The organism is Kitasatospora sp. NPDC002551 (genome assembly GCF_040296005.1).
Classification (GTDB): Bacteria; Actinomycetota; Actinomycetes; order Streptomycetales; family Streptomycetaceae; genus Kitasatospora.
In genome coordinates, this window is sequence record NZ_JBEOWI010000023.1 from 1 (window position 1) to 15170 (window position 15170).

General features: G+C 74.6%; 4 protein-coding genes and 1 pseudogene. 3 read left to right on the forward strand and 2 right to left on the reverse strand.

Annotated features, from left to right (window positions below):
- Positions 1-9269 (reverse strand): SDR family NAD(P)-dependent oxidoreductase (locus ABT093_RS20205; RefSeq protein WP_350566087.1); only part of this gene is annotated, 9269 nt, incomplete at its 3' end.
- Between the two features lie 334 nt (positions 9270-9603).
- Positions 9604-12372 (reverse strand): AAA family ATPase, encoded by a 2769-nt coding sequence (locus tag ABT093_RS20210; RefSeq protein WP_350566281.1) that lies wholly within the window; start codon positions 12370-12372, stop codon positions 9604-9606.
- Between the two features lie 350 nt (positions 12373-12722).
- Here ABT093_RS20210 and ABT093_RS20215 point away from each other — a divergent pair.
- The 3 genes and pseudogenes from ABT093_RS20215 to ABT093_RS20225 form a co-directional block, all read left to right on the forward strand.
- Positions 12723-12830, forward strand: a pseudogene (locus ABT093_RS20215) (metallophosphoesterase); the annotation flags it as partial.
- Between the two features lie 138 nt (positions 12831-12968).
- Entirely contained in the window at positions 12969-14327 is a 1359-nt protein-coding gene (gene ccrA / locus ABT093_RS20220; protein WP_350566283.1) for a crotonyl-CoA carboxylase/reductase, read from the forward strand.
- Positions 14328-14437: 110 nt separating this feature from the next.
- Positions 14438-15139, forward strand: coding sequence for a class I SAM-dependent methyltransferase (locus tag ABT093_RS20225; protein ID WP_350566089.1), 702 nt, complete (start codon positions 14438-14440; stop codon positions 15137-15139).
- Positions 15140-15170: the final 31 nt, after the last annotated feature.

A 15170-nucleotide genomic window follows, 5' to 3' on the forward strand; every position in this document is an offset into this window, starting at 1 on the left:
TGACCGATGTTGGACTTCAGCGCGCCCAGCCACAGCGGCCGGTCCTCGGGCCGCCCCTGGCCGTAGGTGGCCAGCAGCGCGCCGGCCTCGATCGGATCGCCCAGCGTCGTCCCGGTGCCGTGCGCCTCCACGGCGTCGACCTGCCCGGGCTCCAGCCCGGCGTTCGCGAGCGCGGCCCGGATCACCCGCTGCTGGGCGGGGCCGTTGGGCGCGCTGAGGCCGTTGCTCGCGCCGTCCTGGTTGATCGCGCTGCCGCGGAGCACGGCGAGCACCTGGTGCCCGTTGCGCCGCGCGTCCGACAGCCGCTCCAGCAGGACCATGCCGGCGCCCTCGGACCAGCTCGTTCCGTCGGCGGCCGCGGAGAACGCCTTGGAACGGCTGTCGCGGGCCAGCCCGCGCTGCCGGCTGAACTCGATGAACAGGCTGGGGGTGGACATCACGGTGACACCGCCGGCCAGCGCCATCGAGCACTCGCCCCGGCGCAGCGACTCCGCCGCCAGGTGCAGCGCCACCAGCGACGAGGAGCAGGCCGTGTCGACGGTGACCGCCGGGCCCTCCAGGCCCATCGCGTAGGCGATGCGCCCGGAGACCACGCTGGCGGCCTTGCCGGTCAGCAGGTAGCCCTCCAGGTCCTCCGGCAGCTGCCGCAGGTGCGAGGCGTAGTCCTGCCCGTTGGTGCCGATGAAGACACCGGTCGGCGTCCCGCGCCGGGCGGCGGGGTCGATGCCCGCGCGCTCCACGACCTCCCAGGAGGTCTCCAGCAGCAGCCGCTGCTGGGGGTCCATCGCCAGCGCCTCACGGGGCGAGATCCCGAAGAACTCCGGGTCGAAGTCGTAGGCGTCGTAGAGGAACCCGCCCTCCTTGGCGTAGGTCTTGCCGCGCTGGTCCGGGTTGGGGTCGTAGAGCTCCTCGACGTTCCAGTTCCGGTCGGTGGGGAAGGTGGAGATGACGTCGCCGCCGTCGGCCACCAGCTGCCAGAGGTCCTCCGGGCTCCGCACGCCGCCGGGCAGGCGGCAGCTCATCGCGACGATGGCGATCGGGTCGTCGTCCGCCGCCGTAGCAGCGGTGCCCGCCGCCGGCGCGTGGGCGGCGTCCGGCTCGCCGAGGGCCGCGGTGCGGATGTGCGCGGAGAGCGCCTCGGGGGTCGGGTAGTCGAACAGCAGGCTGGTCGGCAGCCGCAGCCCGGTGGCCGTGTTCAGCCGGTTGCGCAGTTCCACGGCGGTCAGCGAGTCGAAGCCGACCTCGCGGAACGCCCGGGCCGGGGAGATCGCCTCCGGGGAGCCGTGGCCGAGCACGGCCGCGGCGTGCGAGCGCACCAGGTCCAGCAGGAACCGGTCGCGCTCCGGCGCGGGCAGGGCGGCCAACCGCTGGGCCAGCGAGGAGGCGCCGGAGTCGGCGGGGCCCTGCGCCGCCCGCCGGCCGGGCGTGCGCACCAGGCCCCGGAACAGGTGGGGGACCGGCCGGGTGTCGGCCTGGGCCCGCAGCGCCGCCAGGTCCGTACGGGCCGGGACGAGCGCGGCGTCGCCGACCGCGAGCGCGGTGTCGAACAGGGCCATGCCCTCCGCGGAGGGCATGGCGGCAATGCCGGAGCGGGCCATCCGCTGCACATCGGTGTCGTCCAGGTGGACGCTCATGGTGCTGCGCTCGGCCCACAGGCCCCAGGCCAGCGACTGGCCGGCCAGGCCGGCGGCCCGGCGGCGGCGGGCCAGGGCGTCCAGGAACGCGTTGGCCGCGGCGTAGTTCGCCTGTCCGGCGCCGCCGATGGTGGCGACGACGGAGGAGTACAGCACGAAGGCGGTCAGGTCCAGCCCGGCGGTCAGCTCGTGCAGGTTCACCGCCGCGTCCACCTTGGGCCGCAGGACGGCGTCGACCCGTTCCGGGGTCAGGGCGGCGAGGACGCCGTCGTCCAGCACGCCGGCCGTGTGGACCACCGCGGTCAGCGGGTGGGCCGGGTCGAGGCCGGCCAGCAGGGCGGCGAGCGCCGCGCGGTCCGCGACGTCGCACGCGGCCACCGTCACCGAGGCGCCGGCCGCCTCCAGTTCGGCCCGCAGCTCCTCGGCGCCCGCGGCGGCGAGCCCGCGCCGGCTGGTCAGCAGCAGGTGCCGCACGCCGTACTCGGCCACGGCGTGCCGGGCCACCAGGGCGCCCAGCGTCCCGGTCCCGCCGGTGATCAGGACGGTGCCCCGCGGGTCGAAGGACGGTCGGGCGGCCGGGGCGCCGGCCGGCACCCGGGCGAGCCGGGGGACGAGCACGGCGCCCTCGCGGAGGGCGAGTTGGGGCTCGCCGGAGGCCAGCGCGGCGGGCAGCGCGCGCAGCGACTCCGGGGCCGTGTCCAGGTCGACCAGGACGAACCGGTCCGGCTCCTCGGTCTGCGCCGAGCGGATCAGCCCCCACAGCGCGGCGTGGGCGAGGTCGGGCACGTCCTCGCCGGGGGCGGCCGCGACGGCGCCCCGGGTCACGAACACCAGCCGGCAGGAGGCGAGCCGTTCGTCCGCGAGCCAGCGCTGGGCGAGCGCCAGGGCCCGGTGCGTGACCTCCCGGACGGCCTCCGCCGTCCCGGCGGCGGCGTCCTGCGGCGGGGCGCAGGCGACCAGCACCGCCTCCGGCACCTCGGTGAGGTCCGCGTCCGGGTCGAAGGCCGGCAGGGTGAGGCCGGCGCGCAGGGCGAGGCCGTCGTCGCCGAGGACCGCCCAGCGGCGGGACCCCGGGGATCCGCCGCCGCGCACCGGGCTCCAGTCCACGCGCAGCAGCGACCGGTGGAACGCGGGGCGCCCGCCCCGGAGCTCCTCCGGGCGCGTCGCGCGCAGCGCCACCTCCTCGACGGCGGCCACCGGCCGGCCGGTCGGGTCGGCGAGCGCGAGGGACATCCCGTCCGGGCCGGTGGGGGTCAGCCGCACCCGCAGGGCGGAGGCACCGGTCGCGTGCAGCGAGACGCCCTTCCAGGCGAACGCCAGGCGGCCCTCCTGCCCGGCGCCCGCGGCGCCGTCCTCGCGGCCGAGCGCGTCCGCCGCGCCCAGCGCGGCCTCCAGCAGCGCCGGGTGCAGGCCGAACAGCGCGGCCTCGCCCGCGGTGTCCTCGGTGAGGGCGACCTCCGCGTAGACCTCGTCGCCCAGCCGCCACAGGGCGGTGATCCCGTCCGCCCGCTCGCCCTCGACCGGGGCGGCCCCGGCCGGCGGCCAGGCCGCCAGGTCGAACGGCTCGGCCGCGCCGCCGCCGGCCGCCAGGAGGCCGGTGGCGTGCCGCTGCCAGGGCTGCTCCGCCCCGGCCTGCTCGGCGCGGTCCTGCTCCGTGCCGTCCTGCTCCGGCCGCGCGAACACCTCGAAGGTGCGGCGGTCGTCCTCGGCCGCGCCCAGCCGGACCTGGATCACCACCGCGCCCTGCGCGGGCAGCGCCAGCGGCGCCTCGACGACCAGTTCCTCGATCCGCTCGTACCCGACGCGGTCGCCCGCGCGGACGGCGAGTTCGACGAAGGCGCCGCCCGGCAGCACCGGGGTGCCCAGGGCCGTGTGGTGGGCGAGCCAGGGGTGCGTCCGCAGGGCCAGCCGGCCGGTGAACAGGTGGCCGTCCGCGCCGGCCAGGGCGACCGCGGCGCCGAGCAGCGGGTGGTCGGCCGGGTCCAGGCCCGCCGTCGACACGTCACCGCCCGGAGCGGGCCGGTCGAGCCAGTACAGCTCGCGCTGGAAGGCGTAGGTCGGAAGCTCCACCCGCCGCGCGCCGTGCCCGGCGAAGACGGCCTCCCAGTCCGGCTCGATCCCCTGGACCTGGGCCTGCGCGAGGGAGGTGACGAAGCGCCGCGCTCCGCCCTCGTCGCGCCGCAGCGTACCGACGGCGGCGATCTCGGTGCCGGCGTCCTCGGCGATCTCCTGCAGCGCCGTCAGCAGCACCGGGTGCGGGCTGCACTCGACGAACCCGGTGAAGCCGGCGGCCAGCAGCTCCCGCGCGGCCTGCTCGAACTCCACCGTGTCGCGGATGTTCCGGTACCAGTACCGGGTGTCCAGCCCGCGGGTGTCCAGCCGCTCGCGGGTCACGGTCGAGTAGAACGGGACGGCGGAGGCCAGCGGCGCCACCGTCCGCAGCCCCTCCAGCATGCGCTCGCGCAGGACCTCCACCTGGGCGGAGTGGCCGGCCGTGTCGACGCCGCGGATCCGGCGGGCCTGGACCCCCTCGGCCTCCAGCTCGGCCAGCAGCTCGTCGAGCGCCCCCGGGTCGCCGGAGACGGTCACGAACCTCGGGCCGTTGACGGCGGCGATCGACAGCCGGTCGGACCAGCGCCCGATCCGCTCGCGGGCCTCGTCGGCGGGCAGCGAGACGGCCATCATGCCGCCCTTCCCGCTGAGCTCCGACCACAGCAGGCTGCGCACCGCCACGATGCGGGCCGCGTCCTCCAGCGTCAGACCGCCGGCGATGTAGGCCGCCGCGATCTCGCCCTGCGAGTGGCCGACCACGGCCGCGGGCTCGACCCCGTACGACCGCCACACGGCGGCCAGCGACACCATCACCGCGAACAGCGTCGGCTGGATCACGTCGATGCGCTCCAGCGAGGGCGCGTCCGGCTCGTCGTGCAGGACGCCGAGCAGCGACCAGTCGATGAACGGCTCGAACGCCTCGGCGCACGCCCGCAACTGCCCGGCGAAGACCGGGGAGTCCTGCCACAGCTGCTGCGCCATGCCGAGCCACTGCGAGCCCTGGCCGGGGAAGACGAAGGCGACCTTGCGCCGGCCGGTGCCCGTTCCCTGCACCAGCTCGGCCGCGCTCGCGCCCTCCGCGAGGGCGTCGAGGCCCCGCAGGAAGCCCGCGCGGTCGTCCGCGACGATCGCGGCGCGGTGGCCGAACGCGGTGCGCGCGGTGGCGAGCGAGTAGCCGGTGTCGGCGAGCCCGGCGGCGGGGTGGGCCGCGAGGTGCTCGCGCAGCCGTTCGGCCTGGGCGCGCAGCGCGCGCTCCGTCCGGCCGGAGAGCGTCCACGGGAGCGGGGCGGAGGGCTCCTGCGCCGTGGGCGGGGCGTCGGCCTCCTGCGGGGCCTGCTCGATGATCGCGTGGGCGTTGGTGCCGCTGATGCCGAAGGAGGAGACGCCGGCGCGCCTCGGGCGCCCGGTCGACGGCCACGGCGTCGCCTCGGTGAGCAGTTCGACCGCGCCCGCCGACCAGTCCACGTGCGGGGACGGCTCGTCGACGTGCAGGGTCTGCGGCAGCAGGCCGTGGCGGATGGCCAGCACCATCTTGATGACCCCGGCCACCCCGGCCGCCGCCTGGGGGTGGGCGAAGTTGGACTTCAGCGAGCCGAGCCACAGCGGCTGCCCGTCCGCCCGGTCCTGGCCGTACGTCGCGAGCAGCGCCCCGGCCTCGATCGGGTCGCCGAGGGCGGTGCCCGTGCCGTGCGCCTCGACGGCGTCCACGTCCCGGGTGGACAGGCCCGCGTCGGCGAGCGCGGCCCGGATCACCCGCTGCTGCGAGGGGCCGTGCGGGGCGGTCAGGCCGTTGCTCGCGCCGTCCTGGTTGACGGCGCTGCCGCGGATCACGGCGAGCACCTGGTGGCCGTTGCGGCGGGCGTCGGACAGCCGCTCCAGCAGGATCATGCCGGCGCCCTCGCCCCAGCCGGTGCCGTCCGCCCGCGCGGAGAACGCCTTGCAGCGGCCGTCGGCGGAGAGTGCCTTCTGGCGGCTCAGCTCGACGAAGATGCCGGGGCTGGACATCACGGTGACACCGCCGGCCAGCGCCAGCGAGCACTCGCCACGGCGCAGCGACTGGACGGCCAGGTGGATGGCCGTCAGGGAGGCCGAGCACGCGGTGTCCACCGAGACGGCGGGGCCTTCGAGGCCGAGGGTGTAGGAGATCCGGCCGGAGATGACGCTGGTGGTGCTGCCGGTCAGCAGGTAGCCCTCGTGCCCCTCCGACGGCTCCTCCATCCGGGGCCCGTAGTCCTGGGGCATCGCCCCGACGAACACCCCGCAGCGGCTGCCCTGCAGCGCCGCGGGCCGGATGCCGGCGCGCTCCAGGGCCTCCCAGGAGGTCTCCAGCAGCAGCCGCTGCTGGGGGTCCATGGCCTGGGCCTCGCGGGGGCTGATGCCGAAGAAGGCGGGGTCGAACCAGCCCGCGTCGTGCAGGAAGCCGCCCTCCCGGACGTAGCTCTTGCCCTGCTTGGACGGGTCGGGGTCGTACAGGTCCGCGAGGTCCCAGCCGCGCTCGGTGGGGAAGCCCGCCACGACGTCCCGGCCGGCGGCGACCACCTCCCACAGGTCCTCGGGAGTCCGCACGCCGCCCGGGAGCCGGCAGCTCATCGAGACGATCGCGATCGGGTCGTGGTCGTGCTCGCCCTCGTCCTCGGTGGGGGCGGCGGCGGTGGGGGCGGCGGCAGGCCGGGGCGAGGCGGGGAGGTCCGCCGCGGAGGTCCGGATGTGGTGGGCCAGGGCGGCGGGCGTGGGGTGGTCGAAGAGGACCGTGCCGGGCAGCCGCAGGCCGGTGGCGGCGTTCAGCTGGTTGCGTAGTTCGACCGCGCCGATCGAGTCGAAGCCGAGGTCCTTGAACGCCCGGCCGGTGTCGATCGCGTCGGGGGCGGCGTGGCCGAGGACGAACGCGGCGTGCTTGCGGACGAGTTCCTCGGCGGCCTCCTGCTGCCCGGCCTCGTCGGGGAGGGCGGCCAGGCGGTCGCGCCAGGCCGACGGCTCCCCGGCGCCGGCGGCGTCCAGCTCGGGCACCGGGGTGTCGAGCCAGTAGCGCTCGCGCTGGAAGGCGTAGGTGGGCAGGTCGACGCGGTGGGCGCCGGGGAAGACGGCGGTCCAGTCGACGGTCAGGCCGGCGCTGTGCATCCGGCCGAGCGCGGCGACCGCGGACTCCTCCTCGGGGCGGTCCTTGCGCAGGAGGGCGATGAACTCGCCGTCGGGGACGCAGTTCTGGCCCATGGTGGTGAGGACGGCGTTGGGGCCGAACTCGATGTAGCGGGTGACGCCTCGGGCGTTCAGGGTGGTCATGCCGTCGTGGAAGCGGACGGCTTCGCGGACGTGGCGCACCCAGTAGTCGGGCGATCGGACGAGTTCGGGCGAAGCGACCTCGCCGGTGACGTTGGAGATGAGGGTGATCGTGGGCTCGTGGTAGGTGAGTCCCTGGGCGATGCGGCGGAAGTCCTCCAGCATCGGCTCCATGAGGGGTGAGTGGAAGGCGTGGCTGACCCGCAGGCGGGTGGACTTCCAGCCGCCCGCCTCCGCGATGGCCAGGACGGCGTCCTCCTCACCGGACAGGACGGTGGCGGTGGGTCCGTTGACGGCGGCGATGGACACGCGGCCCTCGTGACCGGCGAGGTGCGGCAGGACGTCGTCCTCGGAGGCGATCACCGAGACCATGGCGCCATCGTTGGGCAGGGCCTGCATGAGGCGCCCGCGGGCGGCCACGAGCGCGCAGGCGTCCTGGAGCGACCAGACGCCGGCGACGTGGGCGGCGGCGAGTTCGCCGACCGAGTGCCCGACGAGGAAGTCCGGTCGCACGCCCCAGGATTCGACCAGGCGGAACAGCGCGACCTCGATCGCGAACAGCGCCACCTGGGCGTAGCCGGTGCCCTCCAGCAGGTCGGCGTCGGAGGTGATGACCTCGTTCAGCGGCCGGTCGAGGTGCTCGTCGACCGCCGCGCACACCTCGTCGAAGGCGGCCGCGAAGACGGGGAACGCCGCGCACAACTCCCGGCCCATGCCGACACGCTGCGCACCCTGACCGGTGAACAGGAACGCGGTCGACCCGTCGGCCGCCCGGGTGCCCGCCGCGTCACCGGACGCCAACTCCTCCAGAGCGCGCAGCAGTTCCTCGCGGTCGCGCCCGACCACGGCCGCCCGGTGCTCGAACGCCGTCCGGCCGGTCGCCAGCGAGAAGCCGACGTCGACCGGCGACAGCTCCGGCGAGGCCGCCACGTGCTCGCCCAGCCGCCGGGCCTGGGCCCGCAGCGCCGCCGCGGACGCGCCCGACACCACCCACGGGACCACGGAACCGCTGCCGGCCGGCGCCGAGTGCTGCTCGGCGTCCGTCCAACTCGACAGCACCACGTGGCAGTTGCTTCCGCCCATGCCGAACGAGCTGACGCCGGCGATCAGCGGTCCGCCGTCGGGACGCCGCCACACCTCGCGCTCGGTCTGCACGCGGAGGTTCAGCGCGTCCAGCGGGATGGCGGGGCTGGGCGTCTCGAAGTGGAGGCTGGGCGGGAGTTCGCGGTGGTGGAGCGAGAGGACGGCCTTCAGCAGGCCGGTGATGCCGGCCGCGCCCTCCAGGTGGCCGACGTTGGTCTTCGCGGAGCCGACCCGCAGCGGTCCTCCGGCGGACCGGGCCGCGCCCAGGACCGCTCCGAGGGCCGCCGCCTCGACCGGGTCGCCGACCCTGGTGCCGGTGCCGTGCAGCTCCACGTACTGCACCTCGGCGGGGTCGACCCCGGCCAGCCGGTAGGCCTCGCGCAGGACCTCCTCCTGCCCGGCCCGGTCGGGCGTGGTGAGGCTGAGCCCGCCGCCGTCGTTGTTCGTCGCCGAGCCGTGGATCAGGCAGTAGACCCGGTCGCCGTCGGCGAGCGCCCGGGAGAGCGGCTTGAGGACCACGAGGGCGCCGCCCTCGCCCCGGACGTACCCGTTGGCCCGGGCGTCGAAGGTGTGGCACCGGCCGTCGGGGGAGAGGGCGCCGAACTTCGAGGCGCCGGCGAAGCTCTCGGGGGCGAGGTTGAGGTTGACCCCGCCGGCCAGCGCGACGTGCGACTCCCCGCGCCGCAGGCTGTCGCAGGCCAGGTGGACGGCGACCAGCGACGAGGACTGGCCGGTGTCCACGACCAGGCTGGGGCCGCGCAGCCCGAGGACGTAGGAGAGGCGGTTGGCGATGACGCCGCGCTGCAGTCCGGTCAGCGAGTGCTGGGTGAGGCCCGGCAGGCCCAGCCCGTGCTGGAGGGCCGCGTAGTCGTCCGCGACGGCCCCGACGAAGACGCCGGTGCGGCTGCCCGCCAGGGAGGAGGGGACGGCGCCGGCGTCCTCCAGCACCTCCCAGCCGAGCTCCAGCACGAGACGCTGCTGCGGGTCCATGGCGGCGGCCTCGCGCGGCGATATCCCGAAGAACGCCGGGTCGAACCGGTCGATCTGCTCGACGAATCCGCCCCGGCCGGTTTCCGGGGCGGCCCCGGCGATCCCGGAGCGGTCCCCGGGTATTCCGGTAATGGCGTCGACGCCGTCACGGAGCACTGCCCAGAATTCCTCCGGACCGGTGGCGCGCGGAAGGCGGCAGGCCAGTCCGACGACGGCGATCGGATCGTTGTGCATCTCGCTGTTCCCAGACATCGCGACTCGGATCGCCTCTCCACAGGAAAATCAAATGCGGAAGAAAGATGGGCAGTTGGAGCTGGTGGGAGGCTATCGCCGGGGGCGGGGGCCGACCAACCCCTAGTTCCCCGAATGCCACCCCTACCGCTATTCGCGCCGGTTAAGGGGTTCTCCGGGGGTTCCGCCGGCCGCGGTTGTGCGGGCAGCATTGAACGGCCCGAAGGCGGCGGGCAATCGGGCGGTGAACGTGCGGCCGATCAATTCGATGCCGCACCAACGGCGTTGAAGACAATGGGGCACCGCCCGAGCCGGATCGGGCGGTGCGTCGATTCCGTCAAGCGAATCCGGCCGCCATGGAGACCCGGTCCACGCCGAAGTCCATCATGAGCTGCCGCCGTCCGCGGATGTTGAGCTTCCGGTACACCCGGGTGAGGTGCTGTTCGACGGTGCTCACGGTGATGTACAGCTCGGCCGCGATCTCGCGGTTCGTGGACCCCTGCGCCGCCAGGGCGGCGACCCGGATCTCCGAATCGCTGAGCTTGGCGAGCGGGCTGGCCTCGCTGTCGTCCGCCTGCGAGCGCTCGTGCGCCTTCAGCCGGCCCGGCCGGATCGCCTCGCACAGCGCGTCGGCCCCGCACTCCTTGGCCATCTGCCAGGCCCGGTCCGTGATCGTGCCGGCCCGGCTGAACTCGCCCATCGCCCGGTGCGCCCGGCCGAGGTCGGCCAGCGCGCGGGCCAGTTCGAGCCGGTCGCCGGAGCGCTCCAGCTCCGCCACCGCCAGGGCCAGGGTCCGGGGGCGCAGCGCGGGCTCGCTGAGACCGGCGTGCAGCCGCAGCGCGGTGCCCCGGATGCGGGAGCTTCCGATCTCCTTGAGCTGGCTCCTGATCAGGCGCTCGGCCGGCTCCCGCTCGCCGATGCGCAGCCACGCCTCCGCGGCGTCCAGGTTCCAGGGCAGCAGCACGGGCTGGTCGACGTTCCACTGCTTGGCGAGCCGCTCGGCCATGAGGAACTCGCCGAGCGCGGCGTGCGCCCGGCCGGTCGCCAGGTAGTAGTGCCCCCGCGCCCGCAGGTACTTCAGGCCGTAGATGCTCCGGAAGACGCTGTCGCGGACCGGGCGGCTGAGCTGGCGGGCCGCCGCGTTGAGCCGCCCCATGGCGGTGAAGGCGAGGATCTGGGTCGCGATCGCCCCCGCGGCGAACACGTTCCCGACCTCCTCGGCGATCCCCTCCAGGGAGTCGGAGGCGTGCTCCACGGCCTTGTTCAGATCGCCCTGCCACAGCGCGATCTCGCTGCGGATCATGGCGAGTATGGTGCGCCAGCCCGGTGTCTGCCACCCCTGGGCCTCGCCGGTCAGCAGCTGCCACCAGGTCTCGATCTCGGTGGAGCCGCGGCTTCCCCCGGCCAGGGCGGACAGGGCCGTCACGGCGGGCTCGAAGGTCGCCTCGGTGAGCGCGAGCAGCTGCAGCGAGCCCTCGGCCACCAGGGCGACCGGCTCGTTGCGGACCGGGCGCGCCGGGGTGGGGCCGGGCAGCGTCACGGCCGGCGCGGCCGAGCTGTAGGCCGCACTCGTCAGCGTCGAGCCGATCAGCGCGCCGTCGAACGTCCCGGGCACCTGCGCGGCGGTGGGATCGTCCTGGTCCGCGCCGCCGAAGCGGCGCAGCGTCCGCCGCGCCTCCTCGACCCGCCCCAGCGCGAGCAGCAGCCGGGCCAGCGGGCCCGCGCAGGACGCGGGGAGCCGGTCGCTGCCCAGCAGGGTGAGCGGTTCCACCAGGTGGGTCTCCACCGCCGAGGGGTCCAGGCGCAGCAGGACGGCCGCGAGCCTGAGCCGGATCTCGGTGCGCTGCGCCGGGCCGGTACTGGCGGCGCAGGCGAGCTCCAGGTACCGCACCGCGAGCGGCACGTCGCAGGCGAGCACCTGCTCGGCCGTGTGGCGCAGGACGTCGACGGCCCACGCCTGGAGGGAGGCGGACGTCCCGGCGGCCAGCAGGTGGGCGGCGACCTCCAGGTTGTCGGCGCCGACGCGGTGCAGCACCTCGGCCGCCCGCCAGTGCAGGGCGGCGCGGGCCTGCGGCGCCATCTCGTCGCGCAGGGTCGTCTGCACCAGCGGGTGGCACAGCGTGGAGCCGTCCGTCAGCCCGACCGCGTTCAGGGCCTGGATGCCGCGGATCACGGTGCCGCGGCTGGCGTCCAGCATGAGGCTCAGCAGGTCGGGCGACGCCGCGCGGCCGAGCACCGACAGCCCCGTCACCAGGTCCTCGGCGATCGGGCCGGAGCGCCGCAGGATGCTGCGCACCGCGGAGATGAAGGCCTCACCGGCCTGGGGTTCGCCGGTGGTGGGGGCCACTGCCTGGGCGGTGGCGGTGTGGTGGTCCTCCAGCAGGGCCCGCAGGAGGAGCGGGTTGCCGCCGCTGACGGCGTGCCAGGACGCGGCGACCCGGTGCGCCTCGGCCGTCCCGAAGGTCTCGCCGAGCACCTCGGCCACGTCGTCCGGGCGCAGCGGGGGCAGGATGATCCGGCGCCGGTTCGGGTGCTGGAGGAAGAGGGTGCGCAGCGCCGGGTCGCCGCACCGCTCGTGGACGGCGGACTCCGTTAAGACCAGCAGCATCGGGCCGCCGTGCATGGTGCGGGTGGCGGCCAGCAGGTGGCGCAGCGTCGCCGAGTCGACGTGCTGGACGTCGTCCACCAGGACCACCACGGGCATGCGGGAGGTGAGGTCGTGGAGGGCCAGACAGAAGCCGTGCTGGCCGGAGGGGGCCTCGGCCTCCGCCGGACCGGCCGCGGCGGAGGGGTCGGCGGGAGCGGCGCCGACGGGGTTCCGCACGCCCAGCGCCGCCCGCAGCGGAGCGTGCGCCGCGGCCGGCAGACCGGGGTCGTGCAGCAGCTGGCGCAGGGCCGCCAGCGGGACCTCGCGCTCCCCGGGGTTCCCGGTGATGCGCAGAACCACTGCCCGACTGTGCTCCAACTGTCGTCCGAATTCCGTTAAGATTGCTGTCTTGCCAAATCCAGCTGGACCTTGGATAACGACGACACCTGCATTGCGGGAGAGGCACCGGAAGAATTCATCAGCCAGCTTGGTGAGTTGCTCGCCTCTGCCGGTCAGCATCCTCAAGACTCCGATCGAAGGTCAGACGCCACGGGCGTATCCCGTAAGACTGGCGACAGTTGGGGGGATGGTACCCGAGTGACACCGGTGGCGATCAATAGGATGACCTCGACCGGTTTCTTCGTACACAAGAGCCGGTGGCCGGGAGCTGTCGGTGTGTCGGATCCGGCCGGGCGGCGCAGGATCTCCGGGGAAGATAGGGGTGTCGGGGGGCGAGGATAGGGGTGTACATGACGGCCTCTTCCGGGATAAACCACTGCAGTGACACATTTTCAGCCAGTTGCGCGGGGCGGACGCCGGGCCGGCCGGCCGGACAACTGCCGCTCCCGCACCGTTCGTTGCATCGGCCGATGAACGGCGGTGGTCGGCCGGGTATCAGTGACCTGCACGTTGGCTATCCGGAAAACCGGGCCTTTGTCGAAGAAATGTGTCCGGAACCCGACCTGCTCTGGCTGCTTTAGGGGAGGTGGGACGGCCGAGTAGGGGGTCCTCGGGTCCTACGATGGCGGCCGGTGCGCCCCGCGATTCCGTTCGGCGAGGGCCGGGCCTTCCCCCACCGCCTCCCATCTGTCGCAGTACTCAGCCGCCTTGAGGTGATCGACGTGGAATCCATCCTGAACGCCGTCGTGTCCGGTGAAGCCACCCGGCGGGACTTCGCCGCCCTGCCCGTCCCCGAGTCCTACCGCGCCGTGACGGTCCGCAAGCAGGACGCCGAGATGTTCGCCGGCATGAACAGCCGGGACAAGGACCCGCGCAAGTCCCTGCACGTCGAGCAGGTGGCCGTGCCCGAACTCGGCCCGGGCGAGGCCCTGGTGGCCGTCATGGCCAGCTCCGTGAACTACAACTCGGTGTGGAGTTCGATCTTCGAGCCGCTGCCCACCTTCGGCTTCCTGGAGCGCTACGGCAGACATTCGCCCCTGGCCAAGCGGCACGACCTGCCCTACCACGTCATCGGCTCCGACCTGGCCGGCGTCGTGCTGCGCACCGGCGCCGGGGTCAACGCCTGGAAGCCCGGCGACGAGGTCGTCGCCCACTGCCTGTCGGTGGAACTCGAGTCCGCCGACGGCCACGGCGACACCATGCTCGACCCGGAGCAGCGGATCTGGGGCTTCGAGACCAACTTCGGCGGCCTGGCGCAGCTGGCGCTGGTGAAGTCCAACCAGCTGATGCCCAAGCCCGCCCACCTGACCTGGGAGGAGGCCGCCGCCTGCGGCCTGGTCAACTCCACCGCGTACCGCCAGCTGGTCTCGCGCAACGGCGCCGGTATGAAGCAGGGCGACAACGTGCTGATCTGGGGCGCCAGCGGCGGCCTCGGCTCCTACGCCACCCAGCTCGCCCTCGCCGGCGGGGCCAACCCGGTCTGCGTGGTCTCCAGCCCGCAGAAGGCCGAGATCTGCCGGTCGATGGGCGCCGAGGCGATCATCGACCGCAGCGCCGAGGGCTACCGGTTCTGGAAGGACGAGCACACCCAGGACCCGCGCGAGTGGAAGCGCCTGGGCAAGCGCATCCGCGAGCTGACCGGCGGCGAGGACGTCGACATCGTCTTCGAGCACCCCGGCCGGGAGACCTTCGGCGCCAGCGTCTTCGTCACCCGCAAGGGCGGCACCGTCGTCACCTGCGCCTCCACCTCCGGCTACACCCACCAGTACGACAACCGCTACTTGTGGATGTCGCTCAAGCGCATCGTCGGCTCGCACTTCGCCAACTACCGCGAGGCCTGGGAGGCCAACCGGCTGATCGCCAAGGGCAAGATCCACCCGACGCTCTCCCGCACCTACACCCTGGACGAGACCGGACAGGCCGCCTACGACGTCCACCGCAACCTCCACCAGGGCAAGGTCGGCGTGCTCTGCCTGGCCCCGGAGGAGGGCATGGGCGTGCGCGACCACGAGCTGCGCGCCCGGCACCTCGACGCGATCAACCGCTTCCGGGCCGCCGCCGAGACCACCGGCTGACCCGCCCTCACCCCGCGTGGCCGGCGCGGCCGGCACTTCGCCGGCCGCCCGGGTCCGCGCCCCCGGCGGCGGGGACGGAGCACCCGCCCGGGGGCCTTATGCTGCTGCGCATGCTGAGCGAGACACGCCCGGTGGGTTCGGGGGCGGCCATGTTGTCGGATCAGGAGTTCGTTCGGGCGCATACCGAGATCGGGCCGGTGCCGTTCGTGCCCGAGGTGCGGCTGTACATGGCGCAGGACGCCATCGCGCTGTGGGAGACCACCGAGTCCGCGCGCGGCGAGCGCGGACTGCCGCCGCCGTTCTGGGCCTTCGCGTGGGCGGGCGGCGTCGGCGTGGCCCGCTACGTGCTGGACCACCCGGAGCTGGTCGCCGGCCGGACGGTGCTGGACCTCGCGGCGGGCGGCGGGCTGGTCGGCATCGCGGCCGCGCTGTGCGGCGCCCGTTCGGTACGGGCCGCCGAGATCGACGCGTACGCCGTCGCCGCCATCGGCGTCAACGCGGCGGCCAACGGCGTGCGGGTGGCCGCGGCCGTCGAGGACCTGCTGGACGGCGACGGCGCGCCGGCGGAGGTGGTGCTCGCGGGGGACGTCTTCTACGAGCGGGCGATGGCCGCCCGCTTCCTGCCGTTCCTCCAACGCGCCCGGGCACGCGGCGCCACCGTGATCGTCGGCGACCCCGGCCGCGCCTACCTGCCGCGCGAGCGCTTCACCGCCCTGGCCGCGTACGACGTGCCGGTGGTCGCGGACCTGGAGGACGCGGCGCTGAAGACGACGACGGTGTGGGAGTTGGCGTCCGGCCCGTCCGGCCCGTGAAATTCACGGTCGCCCGGTGCGCGGTCCTGGT

Coding starts and splice junctions, on each gene's coding strand:
- ABT093_RS20210 (WP_350566281.1), bottom strand. CDS start 12,372: ATGCTGACCGGCAGAGGCGAGCAACTCACCAAGCTGGCTGATGAATTC.
- ABT093_RS20225 (WP_350566089.1), top strand. CDS start 14,438: ATGCTGAGCGAGACACGCCCGGTGGGTTCGGGGGCGGCCATGTTGTCG.